The organism is Streptomyces sp. (genome assembly GCF_035563135.1).
Taxonomy (GTDB): domain Bacteria; phylum Actinomycetota; class Actinomycetes; order Streptomycetales; family Streptomycetaceae; genus Streptomyces.
In genome coordinates, this window is record NZ_DATMVN010000009.1 from 1 (window position 1) to 13863 (window position 13863).

19 protein-coding genes and 1 pseudogene are annotated in these 13863 nt (G+C 67.8%); 4 read left to right on the forward strand and 16 right to left on the reverse strand.

Annotated elements, in window-relative coordinates:
- Window positions 1-681: hypothetical protein (locus VN520_RS00565; protein WP_325744814.1), on the forward strand; the 681-nt coding region annotated here is incomplete at its 5' end.
- A 53-nt stretch (window positions 682-734) separates the two neighbouring features.
- Here the strand turns inward: VN520_RS00565 and VN520_RS00570 are convergent.
- The 3 genes from VN520_RS00570 to VN520_RS00580 form a co-directional block, all read right to left on the reverse strand.
- Window positions 735-1277, reverse strand: coding sequence for an MOSC domain-containing protein (locus VN520_RS00570; protein ID WP_325744832.1), 543 nt, complete (start codon window positions 1275-1277; stop codon window positions 735-737).
- Entirely contained in the window at window positions 1274-1456 is a 183-nt protein-coding gene (locus tag VN520_RS00575) for a hypothetical protein (RefSeq protein ID WP_325744815.1), read from the reverse strand. The genes VN520_RS00570 and VN520_RS00575 overlap by 4 nt, the downstream gene beginning before the upstream one ends.
- Window positions 1457-1557: 101 nt before the next feature.
- Window positions 1558-2622, reverse strand: a complete 1065-nt coding sequence (locus tag VN520_RS00580) for an acyl-CoA desaturase (RefSeq protein WP_325744816.1) — start codon at window positions 2620-2622, stop codon at window positions 1558-1560.
- 859 nt (window positions 2623-3481) lie between these two features.
- On the opposite strand from VN520_RS00580, the gene VN520_RS00585 reads away from it, so the two are divergent.
- The gene (locus VN520_RS00585; RefSeq protein WP_325744817.1) at window positions 3482-4063 is read left to right on the forward strand and encodes an N-acetylmuramoyl-L-alanine amidase; all 582 of its coding nucleotides are present in this window, start codon (window positions 3482-3484) and stop codon (window positions 4061-4063) included.
- A 144-nt stretch (window positions 4064-4207) separates the two neighbouring features.
- Here VN520_RS00585 and VN520_RS00590 read toward each other — a convergent pair whose 3' ends face one another.
- From VN520_RS00590 to VN520_RS00650, 13 genes are all read right to left on the reverse strand, one after another.
- Window positions 4208-5905, reverse strand: a complete 1698-nt coding sequence (locus tag VN520_RS00590) for an MFS transporter (RefSeq protein WP_325744818.1) — start codon at window positions 5903-5905, stop codon at window positions 4208-4210.
- 196 nt (window positions 5906-6101) lie between these two features.
- Entirely contained in the window at window positions 6102-6770 is a 669-nt protein-coding gene (locus tag VN520_RS00595; RefSeq protein WP_325744819.1) for a lytic polysaccharide monooxygenase auxiliary activity family 9 protein, read from the reverse strand.
- Between the two features lie 111 nt (window positions 6771-6881).
- Entirely contained in the window at window positions 6882-7037 is a 156-nt protein-coding gene (locus tag VN520_RS00600) for a DUF6131 family protein (protein ID WP_325744820.1), read from the reverse strand.
- A gap of 122 nt (window positions 7038-7159) precedes the next feature.
- The gene (locus tag VN520_RS00605; protein ID WP_325744821.1) at window positions 7160-7438 is read right to left on the reverse strand and encodes a gas vesicle protein K; all 279 of its coding nucleotides are present in this window, start codon (window positions 7436-7438) and stop codon (window positions 7160-7162) included.
- Complete coding sequence (locus tag VN520_RS00610) at window positions 7435-7662, reverse strand: gas vesicle protein (RefSeq protein WP_325744822.1); 228 nt, start codon at window positions 7660-7662, stop codon at window positions 7435-7437. Before VN520_RS00610 ends, VN520_RS00605 begins: the two co-directional genes overlap by 4 nt.
- Window positions 7662-8483, reverse strand: coding sequence for a GvpL/GvpF family gas vesicle protein (locus tag VN520_RS00615; protein WP_325744823.1), 822 nt, complete (start codon window positions 8481-8483; stop codon window positions 7662-7664). The genes VN520_RS00610 and VN520_RS00615 overlap by 1 nt, the downstream gene beginning before the upstream one ends.
- Window positions 8484-8502: 19 nt before the next feature.
- Window positions 8503-8838: a gas vesicle protein gene (locus tag VN520_RS00620; RefSeq protein ID WP_325744824.1), complete on the reverse strand. Its 336-nt coding sequence runs from the start codon at window positions 8836-8838 to the stop codon at window positions 8503-8505.
- Window positions 8835-9929 carry an SRPBCC family protein gene (locus VN520_RS00625; protein WP_325744825.1) on the reverse strand — a complete coding sequence of 365 codons (1095 nt, stop codon included), beginning with the start codon at window positions 9927-9929 and terminating at the stop codon, window positions 8835-8837. Before VN520_RS00625 ends, VN520_RS00620 begins: the two co-directional genes overlap by 4 nt.
- A 6-nt stretch (window positions 9930-9935) precedes the next feature.
- Window positions 9936-10784, reverse strand: a complete 849-nt coding sequence (locus VN520_RS00630) for a histone protein (RefSeq protein WP_325744826.1) — start codon at window positions 10782-10784, stop codon at window positions 9936-9938.
- Window positions 10785-10791: 7 nt separating this feature from the next.
- Complete coding sequence (locus VN520_RS00635; RefSeq protein WP_325744827.1) at window positions 10792-11046, reverse strand: gas vesicle protein GvpG; 255 nt, start codon at window positions 11044-11046, stop codon at window positions 10792-10794.
- Between the two features lies 1 nt (window position 11047).
- Complete coding sequence (locus VN520_RS00640) at window positions 11048-11797, reverse strand: GvpL/GvpF family gas vesicle protein (protein ID WP_325744828.1); 750 nt, start codon at window positions 11795-11797, stop codon at window positions 11048-11050.
- A gap of 3 nt (window positions 11798-11800) precedes the next feature.
- Window positions 11801-12247: a gas vesicle structural protein GvpA gene (locus VN520_RS00645; RefSeq protein WP_325744829.1), complete on the reverse strand. Its 447-nt coding sequence runs from the start codon at window positions 12245-12247 to the stop codon at window positions 11801-11803.
- 32 nt (window positions 12248-12279) lie between these two features.
- On the reverse strand, window positions 12280-12603 hold the full coding sequence (locus VN520_RS00650) for a gas vesicle protein (protein WP_325744830.1): 324 nt from the start codon (window positions 12601-12603) through the stop codon (window positions 12280-12282).
- Between the two features lie 122 nt (window positions 12604-12725).
- Here VN520_RS00650 and VN520_RS00655 point away from each other — a divergent pair, with 122 nt between their 5' ends.
- Together VN520_RS00655 and VN520_RS00660 are read left to right on the forward strand one after the other, a co-directional pair.
- The gene (locus tag VN520_RS00655; RefSeq protein WP_325744831.1) at window positions 12726-13169 is read left to right on the forward strand and encodes a hypothetical protein; all 444 of its coding nucleotides are present in this window, start codon (window positions 12726-12728) and stop codon (window positions 13167-13169) included.
- Between the two features lie 265 nt (window positions 13170-13434).
- Window positions 13435-13863: pseudogene (locus VN520_RS00660) on the forward strand (iron-containing redox enzyme family protein); the annotation flags it as partial.

Below are 13863 nucleotides of genomic sequence, written 5' to 3' on the forward strand. Positions count from 1 at the left end.
GACGTCTCGCTGGTGGCTGTCGCCATCGCCTCGTGGGACTGCGGGATGGAGTACGACCTCTCCCCCGACGACCGCTCGGTGGTCTGCGCGCTCCCTGGATGGCCTCTCGCACTGGCAGTGGCCGCCCCCGGCGTCCCCGAGCCCCACGACCCGTTGCCCGGCCCGGCCGGGGAGGGCCCGGCGGCGCTGACACCGCCGGACACCGAGGTGTGGGGCCCTCCGCAGCGGCGTCTCGGGGCGGACGAGATCGCCCTGCAGTGGGCCGTGTGGCGCGAGCAGATCGATGACAGGACCGCGTTCGGCCGGTCCGGGGGACCTTCGTCCACCGAGGGGGCACGAACCGGCGGAGCCTTCGCCGATGAGGCTGGTGCCGGGGAGCAGGGGGACTCCGCGCAACCCACCGGATCCGGGCAGCACCCCGGCGTACGCAAGGCACTCGAAGCAGCTCGGGCGTACGTCAGCTCTCCGCCCCCGCCCGGCCGCATCCGCTCCTCGTTCGCCCCCGGTGGGGCACGGATGCTGCGCGTCGACGGCCCCGGCTGGTCCCTCGTGGCCAGGACCGACGACATCGCCTTCATCCTGCTGGACGAAGCGCCGGGCGAGATCATGACGGTCGGCCGCAGCCCGGAACTGCCGGGGCTGCTGAAGTCGCTCGACGAACTGGCCGTCCGGCCGTCCTGACCGCGCGCCGCGCGCACGGCCCGTCCGCTTCCTGCCGGCGCGCCCCCTGTCAGTTACACCGGCTCCAGGGGGCGGTGCGGCTCGGCCGGCAGCTCGGCCTCGACCGCGTCACCGGGCCGTACGATTCCGCCTGCCGTGACGACGCCCATGATTCCGGCCTTGCGGACCACGGTGCCGTCCCCCGCGCGGCCGACCACCCGCTTGAGCAGCCCGTCCTGGAAGTTGTCGATCTGCAGGCACGGGTTCCGCAGGCCGGTCACCTCGACGACGGCCTCCTCGCCGAGGTGGAGCAAGGTGCCCACGGGAAGGGAGAGGAGTCCGATACCACTGGTGGTGATGTTCTCCCCCAGGTCACCCGGGCCGACCTCGAATCCCGCGTCCCCGAGCTCCGCGAAGAGCTCCTGGTGGATGAGGTGGACCTGACGCAGATTGGGCCGGGCCGGATCCTGGGCGACCCGGGACCGGTGTTTCACCGTGACGCCGGCGTGGATGTCGCCCTCCACACCGAGTCCGGCCAGGAGCGTGACGCTGTTCCTGTTCGGCTTGGTGAAGGAGTACACGCCGTTGCTGCTCACAGCTGTGACTGTGCTGTTCAGCGCCCTATCTCCCTACGGTTGATCCTGCGGAGCCTGCGCCGCTGTGACGGGTCGAGCATCAGGTACCCCACCGTGGGCACGCCGATGAGGACCAGCAGTGACCACCAGAATCCGATGAACGGAATCAGGACGACTGCCGCGACGACTCCCCCGATGGCGATCTTTGCACTGTTCGACATGATCCGTGCCTCCTCCGCGGCCGGAGCCGCTCCTGGTGAGAGAACGCCTGTGCACCCCTGTCGGTTCCGGCTGTGCTGCACAGGCTCCGCAGCGCAGCGGGCTACCGGAGCGGCTCGCCGACCTCATGCATGTGCTGCAGCGCCTGCCGGTAGGACTCGATGATGCCTGTCTCCGTGTACGGCATCCCGATCGATGCGCAGTGCGCCTTCACCAACGGCTGTGCCAGTCGCAGGTGGGGCCGGGGCATGCTCGGGAAGAGGTGGTGCTCGATCTGGTAGTTGAGGCCGCCCAGGAACCAGTCGGTGAGCACGGCGCCCCGTACGTTGCGCGAGGTGAGGACCTGGCGCTGCAGATGACCCCAGCGGTCACCGTCGGGGTCGGGCATCTCCATCCCCTTGTGGTTGGGGGCGAAGGCCATGCCCAGGTGAAGACCGAACAGCGCGTGGTGCACGAAGGCGAAGACGAGTGCCTTGCCGGGGGACATGACGGTCAGGAGCAGCGTGGTGTACAGCGCGAGGTGGCCGATCAGGAGGGATCCGGAAAGCGCGCGTTCGCGGACGGGCTGTCTCCGCAGGAACTGGAAGCCGTAGATCTTGAGGGCAATGCCTTCGAGGAGCAGCATCGGGAAGAAGAGCCGCGCCTGGTTGCGGGTGAGCCAGCGGGCGAATCCCTCGCGCTGAGCGGCCTGCTTCTGGGTCCACACCAGGGCACCGACCCCGACATCGGGATCCTTGTCTATGTGGTTCGGGTTCGCGTGGTGGCGTACGTGCTTGTCGTTCCACCAGGCCTCGTTCATACCGAGGAGCAGATTTGCGTGCACGAGGCCGATGGCCCGGCCTGCCCTGCGGCCGCCGGTTATCTGGGCATGGCCCGCGTCGTGCCCGAAGAAGGCCGTGCGGGTCCACAGAACGGCCAGCGGCAGGGTGAGGAACAGGTTCCACCAGGTGTCACCCAGAAGCGCCATGCCGGTGATCACGATTCCCAGCGCGGTCAGGTTGGCGGCGATCCCCACCGCATACCAGCCGGTGCGCCGTTCCAGGAGCCCCTGCCCTTTGACGTCCTTCAGGAGCGGTGCGAAATCGCTGCCGGGTATCTGGCGGCCCGCCGGACTCCCCGATCCGTCGCGGGGGTGTGGCGCAATGATGGCTGCTACCGCCTGGGGCATGACGTCTCCGGTTTCTGGGCATCTGCGTTGACCTGGTCAAACGTACGGAGAGCGGGCCTGCGGCAGCCATGGCGCCATCACCCCGGTCATGAGGGGGGCAATCCCCCGTGTCCGGTGGTGGCGGGGGCTGCACCCCAAGCTTCAGAAGACAGAAATGAGTGAGGTGGCTCACTGAGCGTTTCTCCCGGGGCGAGCCGCAGGTGGAGCACCTTCGGCGACCCCGGGTTCACCAGTCACATCTGATGAATCTGACATCGCTGTGCCCAGGCTCCCTGGGGCAACACTCGACGAGGTCTCCGAACTGTCCCGCTGCTCCGCAGTCTTCCTCCCCCGCAGATCCGGCCCGTACCGGCCTGATCGCGTTCTGGAATGCGGACGGTAGCACTGCCCCGGGCGCTCCAGGGGATCCGATGGAGCTGACGGTCGTCGGGAGCCCCGTCCGCCGGGTGGACGGCGAGGCGCCGGCAGAGGGCCCGGCCGGACCCCCGACGCGGGGCGTACAGGCCGACGAGGCGGAGGCGGCCCGAGAATTCTGCCGTCGCTGCCCGCGGAGCCGGGCGCGCGCCCGTCGCTGGACGCCGGGACGGATCCGACTGAGGGCATCGGCCACTCCGCGCCGGAGTTCCTGGCGGCGGACACCGGTGTACGGGCGCGCCGGGCGTTGGTGGCCGTATGCCAAGGAACGGGGTGGGCGAAAGACGGTCCGGCGTCCGCCCCGGCCGGAGTTCCGTCCGGCCGCTGAGGCCCCGGGGGCGCTCGGCACGTACGGTTTTCGCTCACACGGAACCGTACGGTGGGACGGCGCGTGTTGAGCCGTAGCCCCCGGATCCACGTCCCCCTCCCTCGCACAGGAGTGCTGATGCAGCGCAGACGGATTCTTCAGGGTGCCGCGGTCACGGCCACCGCGGCGCTCCTTCCGGCGTCCGTCCGTGCCATGGCCGCTCCCCCGGGGGGCACGGACCACCCCGAAGCGCAGTGGCATCCGGCGTCCGCGTCCAACTACACGCCGGCGAGCCGTCCTTCGGCACATCCGGTCGGCTTCGTCATCATCCATGTCGCCCAGCAGACATTCACCCGGACGATCGGCATCTTCCAGAATCCGGCGAAGCAGGTGTCCGCCCACTACGTGGTGCGTTCGGGCGACGGTCTCGTGGCCCAGTGCGTACGGGAGCGGGACATCGCCTGGCACGCGGGGAACTGGGACCACAACACCCGGAGCATCGGCATCGAGCACGAAGGCTGGGTGGATCAGCCTGCCTACTTCACCCACGCGATGTACGAACGGTCGGCGAGACTCACGGCGGACATCTGTGACCGCTACAGCCTTCCCAAGGACCGCGCGCACATCATCGGCCATCACGAGGTGCCGGGCAGCGACCACACCGACCCCGGGGTCCATTGGGACTGGGTGCGCTACATCCGTCTCGTCAACCTGGTCTGATTCCGGCCGGGAAGGTGCCGGCGGAGGCAACTCACCGGTGATCCCGGCGCCGCTGCCGGTGAGCGAGACAGCTTCGGCCCCGTAGGCGATTCCGCATGGCCGGAGACCTGTGCGGACGCCGGCCAGGGCTGCGGAGGGGGTGCCCTATCCGAGTGGATCGGAACCCGCGCCTCCGCCTTGCTTCCGTCTCGGGACTCCGGTCTTCCCCGCGTCGTCCGTGCGGCCCGCCCCCAAGGCACCTTCGGCCGCGCCTTTCCCCGCCCCTTCTTCCCCCGTGGCGCCGTCCTCCACCGCCGTCGATGACTCCATGGGCCCTACGCCCCGCAGGCGTTCCAGGTCGGAGGCCCGGACCTGGATGACGAACAGCGCGATCAGCGCCGCGGCGACGGAGAAGACCGCGGCGACGATGAACGCGCTGGAGACGCCCGAGGCCAGCACCTGGTCACCCCACGGTGCGGGAAGCTCTCCCGTCCTGCGGAACTCCAGTTGCCGGGCAGGGGATGCTTCGGCCAGGAAGCGGGGGATCTGGTCCGTCGCCTCGTCGCGGCTGGCGGTGCCGAACACCGTGACCAGGATGGACAGTCCCAGAGAACCGCCCACCTGCTGGGTGGCGTTGAGGACCCCGGAGGCGGCGCCCGCCTCTCCGGGGGCGACATCCGACACGGCCATCAGCGTCAGGGACACGAATTGCATGCCCATGCCGAATCCGAAGACCAGAATGGGTCCGAGGATGCTGCCCAGGTAGGTGCTGTGGACGTCTGTCAGCGTGAGCCACCCGAGTCCCGCCGCCGCGAGGATCGCACCCACCACCATGAAGGGTTTCGGCCCCCATCTGGGCAGCAGCTGCGAGGCAAGTCCCGCGCTGATCGCGATGATCGCGCTCACCGGCAGAAACGCCAGTCCGGCCCTCAGCGGGCTGAAGTCCAGGATGTTCTGCACGAAGAGGGTCAGGAAGAAGAACATGCCGAACATCGCCGCAGCCAGACTCAGCATCATCCCGTAGGCGCCGGCACGGTTTCGGTCACGGAACATGGGCAGTGGCGTGATGGGCTGCCTCGACCGGCGCTCGACGACCAGGAAGCCCGCCAGAAAGACCACGGCACCCACAAAGGCCCCGATGGTCGGGGGGTCGGTCCAGCCGTCCTCCGAAGCCCGGATGAAACCGTAGACGAGCAGAACCATTCCGAGCGTGGAGGCGAGGGCGCCGAGAAGGTCGAAGTGACCGGGGTGACGTTCGGATTCCTTGATGTACCGAGGCGTCGCGAGGGCGATCAGCAGGCCGATGGGCACGTTGACGAAGAGCACCCAGCGCCAGTCGAGCCACTCCACCAGCAGACCGCCGGCGAGAAGTCCGATCGCGCTGCCGCCCGCGGACACCGCGGCGAACACGCCGAACGCCCGGTTCCGCTCGGGGCCTTCGCGGAAGGTCGTGGTGATGAGGGAGAGGGCGGTCGGCGAGGCGATCGCACCGCCGACGCCCTGCAGCGCACGCGCTGCGAGCAGCTGCCAGGATTCCTGCGAAAGGCCGCCCAGCAGAGAGGCCAGCACGAAGAGCAGCACTCCGAAGACGAAGACTCTGCGACGCCCGAGAATGTCACCCAGTCGGCCACCCAGCAGAAGCAGCCCGCCGAAGGTCAGGGTGTAGGCGTTGATCACCCACGAAAGACTCTCGGTCGAGAAGCCCAGGGAGGACTGGATGTGCGGCAGGGCGATGTTCACGATGGTGATGTCGAGAACCACCATCAGCTGACACGAAGCGATGATGAACAAGGCAATTCCCTTGCCACGACCCCGCTCCGGGGAGTCGGCAATCGGCGAGGGCTTCGCTCGGGATCCAGTCATAACGCTGCGCGCCACAGGAGTAGGCAGTGAACAGAAACGTTCACTCATCGACGTTAGAGCGGGCCGGACGGGACCGCCAATCGATCACACGGCGCACGCGAAGGTTCGTACACGCGAAGGTTCGTACACGCGAAGGTCCGAGGGCCCGCCGGACATGAAGGACCGGCGGGGCCACGGGTCGCAGCAGACGTCAGGATCAGGCGAAGTTCACGTCGCTGCACAGGAAGTACGTCTGGTCCATGTGCGATGCCTGCCAGATCGTGTAGACGACATGACGGCCACTGAGACCCGAGGTGCTCACCGGGATCTCGTAGTTCTGGCCGGGGGCATAGCTGCCGGTCTCGGCCACCAGCTGGAGGTCACCCCAGCCCAGCGCCTCCGTGGCGGGGTCGAAACCCTGCCGGGAGACGTAGACCTGGAAGTAGTCGGCTCCGTGGCTGGCCTGGTCGTACAGCTTCACCGTGAAGTCGTCGGTGACGTCCGTGGTCTTCCAGGCACCCACCGCGTCGAGGGAGTCGTACCGCCCGCCTTCCGTCCGGCCGCCGCTGCACAACTGACCGTCGGGCACGGCAGCGGGGAAGTCACCGCCCGAGCCGTTGCGGTACAACCCGTTCCAGTTCCACATGGCATTCGAGTTCGCCTGCCACGCCTGCCAGCACATGGGGTCCTCCTGCGCCATGGCCGGATTCTGGAAGTCGTCGCCCCAGCGCAGCCAGCAGCCGTAGTTACGGGAGGCCGGGTCGACGACGGAGCCATGGGCACTGGCAGTGCCTGTCCACGGGAGGAGACAGAGGACGGCGGCGACCAGTACGCCGCCGAGACGTGGGGCCCAGCCGCTTAATTTGACGCGATCATGACACACCATGGTGCGATCTCCGTTCCAGGGGAGGTGGGGGGGGATCCATCGGCGTGGGAGCGCTCCCGTGCCACTTGGGCTTTGCCCCGCGTCCCACCCCTCAAACATCCGCGCTCGACATCACCAGTAGTGACGACGACCTCCGACCGCATGTCCCACGGCCCCCAGGAGCCACAGGGCGAGTCCGATCACGAGCAGGATGATCCCGATGGTCCACAGAAGACCGATTCCCGTCACCAAGCCGAGTATCAGAAGGATGGCCCCAATGATGATCATGACTACCTCCGGTCACAGCACGCCCGCACAAAGAACGGAACATATCTGAGCATATGCCTCAAAAAGCTCCACGCCCAGAGCAGCGCCCATGTGCTGCTGTGAACGCTCCGGTCCGGCACAGCTCAGTCACGGGGCAGAAGGGTTCCCAGCGGACCGAGGTCCAGGTTGAGGTCCTCAGGACGTACTCCGTGCTGGTCGCAGAGCTCCGCCATCCGTTGGTCGAGCAGCATGAGCGTCGTCCCGATCTCGTCCACCTGGCTGTCGGTGAGATCCCCCTGGTCGATGCGGCGAATGGCTTGCCGTTCCATCAGCTGCCGCAGCAGTTCCACCACGGTCAGCACCAGGGCCACGAGATCTCGTCCCAACTGGTCCGAGTCGACATCGAGTCGCGAGGTGGTCACAGCGGACCTCCGTCCGCCCAGGGCGCCGGAACCCGTTCGCTGACGGAGGAGAGCAATGCATGGAGGGACAGCCGCACGAGCGGAACGTCCGCGATCGCGATCACCAGGTCACCGCTGATCACCACGCCCGTCGCCAGAACCCGGTCCAGCAGGTCGACCAGAGGCACCCCGAGGGGGCCGCTCAACGGCTCTGGACTGTCCCAGGGCACCACCCCGCGCTCCATCACTGCACCTCACCGACGAAGGAGTACGGCACCCAGGGCCCCGAGATGTCGATCCGGGCGCCGGTCGTGGCCCGCAGCGCTCCGGTGAGCGCCCCGAGCTCTGCCGCGCGATGCTTCGCCACCAGGTAAGTCGCGTTGAGCACCTGGACGTGGCCCTTTTCCACGAGTTCCGGAGAGTGCAGCCGCAGCCTGCGCCCCGCGGCGGCGACGTCCTGGAATGCGGCGTCCACCGTTTCGGCGAGCCGCAGAGCGTCTTCATGCCGCCGCTCGCGCCGCGCCTGTACTCCCCGCTTGCGTTCCAGATAGGCGAGACCTGCTCCGGGAGCCGGGCGTGAGCGTACGGCCGGCGCCGGGGGCGGGATCGGGTCGGATCCGGGTTCCGGCACAGGGGATTCGGCTGCATAGACCTTCACACCCCATTCGGAGTGGTCCGCTGTACGCTCCAGGGCGGCACGGAAGCGCTCGGTCTCGTCGAGGAGCGCCTGCCGGGCCCGTTTCTCGCCGTGGTAGAGAGTGGCCAGCGGGAGGGGAACGGTCGGGCACGAGGCGGCAGCCGCCGACACCACCTCGTGATGGGCGCGTGCGTATCGTCCGAGCTCGTCCCGGTCGGACATCCGGACCTGCCACACCTCGTCCGTGAAGTCAGCCGCTCTGACGCTCTGAACGATCGCGGTCAACTCACCGAACCGCAGTCGGTGCAGCCGTTCACCCGTCGTGACACCCGGCAACCCTGCGAACGCCGCCGGCTCCGGATCCTTGCACACCGCGAATACGTAGAGGGCGCTTCCGTCCGAAGCCTGTTCGAGTCCCCATTCCGTCATGTGGTCCGCTCCTCCGTGCTCATCGCCGGTCCGACGCCTCGTCCGTCTTCGACTCGAGCGCTTCCAGGCGCTCGCGCAGTTCTCGGTTCTCGTCCTGGAGGGAGTTGCGGGCGGCACGTGAACTCAGCGCGGGGTCCGTCTCCCACCAGTCGATGCCTGCCTTCTTCGCGGTGTCCACCGATGCCACGAACAGGCGGAGCCGGATGGTGAGCAGCTCGATGTCGAGAAGGTCGATCTTGATGTCACCCGCGATGACGATGCCTTTGTCAAGGACACGTTCGAGAATGTCGGCAAGATTGGTGTTCTGCGGCCCTGGGACGGGGTACGCGTCCCGCCCGAGATCGAGATCGGTCACCTTGACGTCCTCCGTCCACGCCGCTTGCCGGGGGCGGGTTCCTCTTCTTCCTCGTCTTCGGGCTCCTCCTCCTCTTCGTCGTCCTCCGGTTCTTCGTCGTCCTCGTATTCCTCCTCAGGCTCCTCTTCCTCTTCTTCCTCGTCCTCGTCCTCTTCCTCCTCGTCCTCGGGCTCCTCCTCGTCCTCGGGCTCCTCGTCCCCTTCCTCCTCCGGCTCCTCCTCGTCCTCGTAGTCGGAGTCGTCCTCCTCGGAGTCCTCGCCTTCGGCTTCCTCTTTCTCCATGGCGTCTTCGTGGCTCACGACGACTTCTCCGTCGCGGATTTCACCGCGCCAGCCCTCGGGCTCCTCGTCGGTCAGCGTGACGAACCGCTGGAAGAGTTTGAAGTCGAGCCGCATGCGGCGACCCTGCACCCGCCACAGATTTCCCGTCTTCTCGAAGAATCCCGAGGGGAAGTACTCGATCACCAGGACGATCCGGGTGAGACTCGGCGCCAGTTCATGGAAGCTGACACAACCACGTGTGGAGCCCTTCGCACCCTCGGAGGTCCACACGATGCGGTCGTCGGGCACCTGTTCCTGGACCGTCGCTTTGAAACCGCGCGAGGAAGGGCCGATCTTGACCTTCCAGTCGCTCGACATCTCCTCATCCATCGAGACGCTCTGCACGCCCTTGGCGAAGCTGCCGAATTTGTCGTACCGCGTCCAGTAGTCATACGCGTCACGCAGAGGCACGCCTACATCGAGGACCTCGATGATGTTCATGGACTTGCCCCCACCCGACTTGCTCTTTCCCTTTCCACCCCCGAACGTCTCCTTGGCCTTGTCCACAACTTTGTCCTTGACGTTCCCGGCCTTCTCCGAGACGAAAGCCTTCACCGGGGAATCGCCCTGCATGACACGAGAAGCGATCGACGGCAGTGAACCGCCGTTGTCGGCGATGTCGGTGAGCTGCCCCGTAAGGCCGGTCAGCTTGTCCCCGGCCTTCTGCGCGAGCTTCTCGGTCTGTGCACCGACAAAGTTCGAGAGCTCCTCACGGATGCGCTCCATGCCCGAGGCTTCCGCCTCGGGTTCGCCCTTGTCCGTTCTGGCCATGACTGCCTACCTCTGCCGTTCGCCGCGCTTGGACGCGGTTCGCTTCGATGACGTCGTCTTCCTGGCTGAAGCGGTCTTCCGGGACGTGGCCTTCTTGGCCGAGGCCGACTTCTTGGCAGGCGCCTTGCGGGCTGCGGTCTTCTTCGCCGGCGCCGCCGTCTTGGCAGCCGTCTTCTTCCTGGCCGGCGCCGTTTTCTTCGCTGCGGCCTTCTTGGCCTCGGCCTTCTTCGCTGCCGCCTTCTTTCCCGGCGCCTTCCTGGCGGGAGCCTTCTTCACCGCTGCCTTCTTGCCGGTCCTGCTCCTGGATTTTTCACCGGAAGGGCTGGTCCGGCGCGCACTCGGTTGCGGATCCTCCGGCTCGTGCTCCTCGCTCTCCGGCTCTTCGTCCTCTGCTTCGTCCGGCTCCTCGTCTTCTTCGTCCGGCTCCTCGTCCGGCTCCTCCTCCACCTCCTCGTCCGGCTCCTCTTCATCACCCTCGTCGTACTCGCCCTCGTACTCTTCGCCCTCTTCGCCTTCCTCGCCTTCCTCGTCTTCCTCGCCGGACTCCCCCAGCCGTGCCGTCCGGTCACTGATGGCGTCGGCCAGCGAGTTCATGCTGCGGTCCGCCACAGCCGTCAGCGCCTTCTTGCCGGATTCGAAGACCTCGCCCTTGAGCTGGTTCTGCAGTTCCGCGAATTGCGGCATATCGCTCAGTCTGCGTACACCTTCGGCAGCGAGCTGGCGCGGTTCCAGGCCGAAGCGCCTGCCCGCCAGATAGGTGGCGACGGAGAGGGCCAGACGGCCTTTCTTCGTGCGACCGAGTACGTATCCGCCCACCAGAGCAACTGCGAGCGTAGCCTTTGTCTGATCTTCCATGGGTCAGTCACCTTCGATGGTTCGACGCAGGACGAATTCGCGCGGCGTAGAGGCGGTCGAGCAGTTCCTCCTCTTCCCGTTCGAATTCCTTGAGGCTGACGTTTCCGTCCTCGAGCTCCTGGTTCAGCGCGGCGAGCCGGGCCCTGATCACGCCCGGGTCGTTCAGCTCACGGTCAGCGGTCTCATTCACCTTCTCGGCGACCCAGATCACGCCGCGGACCGGCGCGAGGGGCAGCAGGAGCAGGCCGGTGAACAGTCCCATGTCAGACCCCTGCGGTCGTTCGCCGCGGCCCACCGGAGGGGACGAAGCTGTAGCAGGGCAACGGCCCCGCGACGCGGAGCTCGACGCGTTCCCGGTGTGCGGCTGCGAACCGCCGCACCGTTGCCCGGAAGGCGTCGCTCTCCCTCCGGTCGACGAGGAACGACACGTTGAGCGCGCACCCCGGCACCTCCGGTCCGGCAGCCACCGCACGGGCCATGGGAGTCAGCTTGTGCAGGAGCTTCTTTCCCGCCGCGGAAGCTCTGCGGGACAAAGCTGTGGCCACGGCCTCACCGAGTCGGACGTTGGCCTCGTAGTCAGGGCGTCTGCGGACCGCCTCGCGCAGACGGCGTACGTCCTTCTCCTCGGCGACGACGGCCGCGAGCGCGTCCTGGGCGGGAAGCGCCTTGACGTTGATCTCCACGCTTCGATCGAGGTGGCGGAGAGCCGCGAGGTGCTCGGCCTGGGACCCGGCCAGCTGAGCACAGATCGACGCCTCGTCCGGTGCGACCACGCCGAACCGCATGGGCAGCACGGGGCCGTCGTCCGAGAGGCGCAGCAACAAATCCTGATGTGCCATCAAGTCCCGTCTTCTTGCCCGTAGTTGCTGTGGAGCATCACTCACCACGGCGGTGACCTTCCCGTCGCCGACCAGCCGCAGAGCGGCCGGAGGACCGCCGACACCGACCGCGTCGGCAGGAAGCGCCCCTCCCGCCGGGATGAAGGCGTAGACGTACACACCGTTCTCGGCCACGGCTCACGCCTCCGCGTGCCGACGTCGGCTCGCCCCGTCGCGCGCGGGCGCCCGGCGCTTCTTCGGCCGCTCGTCCCGGTCGTCGTCATCGTCGACGCCGCTGCCCACCGCCTTGCGCACGGAGTCACCGACGGACTCCGCCGCCTTGCGTACCTTGCGCCTGCCGACCGACTTGGCGACGCCTCCGCCCAGCAGTTCCGGGATGGTGGTGCTGCCCGAGTCGCGCTCCAGGTCGAGCCTGTTGCACGCCTCCGCGAAGCGCAGGTAGGTGTCCACACTCGCGATGACGATGCGCGCGTCTATCTTGAGGATCTCGATGCCGACGAGCGACACCCGGACGAACACGTCGATGACCATGCCCCGGTCGAGGATGAGTTCCAGAACGTCGTAGAGCGTGCCGGCCCTGGGCGGGCACGGGGCGACTTCGTCGGCGTACATGCTCGTGGTCATGGAGCGTCCTTCCGGGTGAGAGGCGAAACGGGTCATTCGTCGGCGGATCCGCGCCGGTAGCGGCGGACCCTGCTGTATTCCTTGAGTTCGCCCCGCTCATCGATCTGCACCTCGTAGGAGGCCAGCAGGCTCGTGGTGTCCGGGATGCGGGGCACTTCGAGCACGTCGACGACGACGCACCATCCGCCGTCGACGCGCCGCACGGCCGAGACCCCCTCCGCGGGGTGGCAGATCAGTCTTTCCAGGCTCTCGCAGGCAGCACGGGCAGCATCCTCGGGGCCGCGTCGGGACGAGGAGCGGGGGGCCGCCTTTTTCGCTGCTGTGTGCCCGGACCGGGCTCGACGAGTCTCTGCCATGGAACCCAGTCTGATCAGGAACGGTTCCGGCGCATCTCGGCGAAGGGGCGGCGGAAGAAGGCACTCACCCTTTCGGCGTCCCGGCGGGACGCGGCGCACCGGACGTGTGCACAGTCGTATGCATGAGTGAGAGCGGTGGCCCCCGAGGGCCCGACGAAGAGCACGTACGGCCGTCCGGGACCGGCGACACGACCGTTGAGGCGCTCGGAGCGCTGACGGAGGCGCTGGAGAAGGTGGAGCGTGCCCGAGGGCAGCTCTACGGGTTCCACCAGCTCACAGGCGGCGCGGATCTGACGCTGGACCGGGCGGTCGAACTGCTCCGGATGGGTGGTCATGCGGAGCAGGCGGATCTGGTCGAGCGGGAGATCCTGGGCCGCAACGTGATCCCCGGCTGCTGGACCTTCCAGCTCGTCGAGGCGTACGACGACACGTACTACCGGCCGTTCGTCTCGATCGAGGAACGGGTGCGCCAGGAACTCGTGGAGGGACGGCGCCACCTCTACGAGGCGGAGATGAAGGAAGCCCGCCGTACCCATGGCCATCCTCACCACACCGCGCGGCCCTGACGATGGATCCGGCAGAGGCCCTGCGGCGGATCGCGTTCCTCCTGGAGCGGTCCCGGGCAGCCGCGTACCGGGTGGCGGTGTTCCCCTGGGGCGTGTCGCCACCGCATGGACGGCCGAACGGCTTCTGAAGTGTACGGGCGGGAAGGCCCGCAGGTAGGCCCGCGCATGGGCGCCCCGGCGAGGACGGGCCGGTCGCGGGTGCCCGGCGTACAGTCGATCACGGTTGTCCATGTGACTCCGGGGCATGCCGGGGCAGGAGGAACCCATGTCACGACACCACACAGGCCCCTCTCTTCCGCGAGCACGCGGAGTGCTCTCCGCAGGGGTGATCGACTACCTGCAGAACGACGGCTCCCTGCCGGATCCGAATGCCGCCCGGAGCGCCGACCCTTACGGCGACGATCTGCAGCTCGCCCTGTACATCTGTTACGAGCTGCACTACCGGGGGTTCGCCGGGGTGCGCCCCGAACTGGAGTGGGACCCGCCCCTGCTGGCCGTCCGGGCCGCACTGGAGGACCGCTTCCTGGTGGCTCTGCGGCGCGACGCCACGGGGACGGCGAGCCTGGGCGACCTCCTGGACGGTCTCCTCCTGGAGCCGGTCCGCGGCACCGGCCTCTCCTGGTTCCTGCAGGACCAGGGCGAACTCCGTCACCTGCGCGACTACGCCGTGCAGCGCTCGCTCTACCACCTCAAG

Excerpts from the sequence above, each read along its gene's own strand:
- VN520_RS00575 (WP_325744815.1), bottom strand. The coding sequence starts at position 1,456 with ATGTCGAACAGTGCAAAGATCGCCATCGGGGGAGTCGTCGCGGCAGTC.
- VN520_RS00580 (WP_325744816.1), bottom strand. The coding sequence starts at position 2,622 with ATGCCCCAGGCGGTAGCAGCCATCATTGCGCCACACCCCCGCGACGGA.
- VN520_RS00585 (WP_325744817.1), top strand. The coding sequence starts at position 3,482 with ATGCAGCGCAGACGGATTCTTCAGGGTGCCGCGGTCACGGCCACCGCG.
- VN520_RS00590 (WP_325744818.1), bottom strand. The coding sequence starts at position 5,905 with ATGACTGGATCCCGAGCGAAGCCCTCGCCGATTGCCGACTCCCCGGAG.
- VN520_RS00595 (WP_325744819.1), bottom strand. The coding sequence starts at position 6,770 with ATGGTGTGTCATGATCGCGTCAAATTAAGCGGCTGGGCCCCACGTCTC.
- VN520_RS00600 (WP_325744820.1), bottom strand. The coding sequence starts at position 7,037 with ATGATCATCATTGGGGCCATCCTTCTGATACTCGGCTTGGTGACGGGA.
- VN520_RS00610 (WP_325744822.1), bottom strand. The coding sequence starts at position 7,662 with ATGGAGCGCGGGGTGGTGCCCTGGGACAGTCCAGAGCCGTTGAGCGGC.
- VN520_RS00615 (WP_325744823.1), bottom strand. The coding sequence starts at position 8,483 with ATGACGGAATGGGGACTCGAACAGGCTTCGGACGGAAGCGCCCTCTAC.
- VN520_RS00625 (WP_325744825.1), bottom strand. The coding sequence starts at position 9,929 with ATGGCCAGAACGGACAAGGGCGAACCCGAGGCGGAAGCCTCGGGCATG.
- VN520_RS00630 (WP_325744826.1), bottom strand. The coding sequence starts at position 10,784 with ATGGAAGATCAGACAAAGGCTACGCTCGCAGTTGCTCTGGTGGGCGGA.
- VN520_RS00635 (WP_325744827.1), bottom strand. The coding sequence starts at position 11,046 with ATGGGACTGTTCACCGGCCTGCTCCTGCTGCCCCTCGCGCCGGTCCGC.
- VN520_RS00645 (WP_325744829.1), bottom strand. The coding sequence starts at position 12,247 with ATGACCACGAGCATGTACGCCGACGAAGTCGCCCCGTGCCCGCCCAGG.
- VN520_RS00650 (WP_325744830.1), bottom strand. The coding sequence starts at position 12,603 with ATGGCAGAGACTCGTCGAGCCCGGTCCGGGCACACAGCAGCGAAAAAG.
- VN520_RS00655 (WP_325744831.1), top strand. The coding sequence starts at position 12,726 with ATGAGTGAGAGCGGTGGCCCCCGAGGGCCCGACGAAGAGCACGTACGG.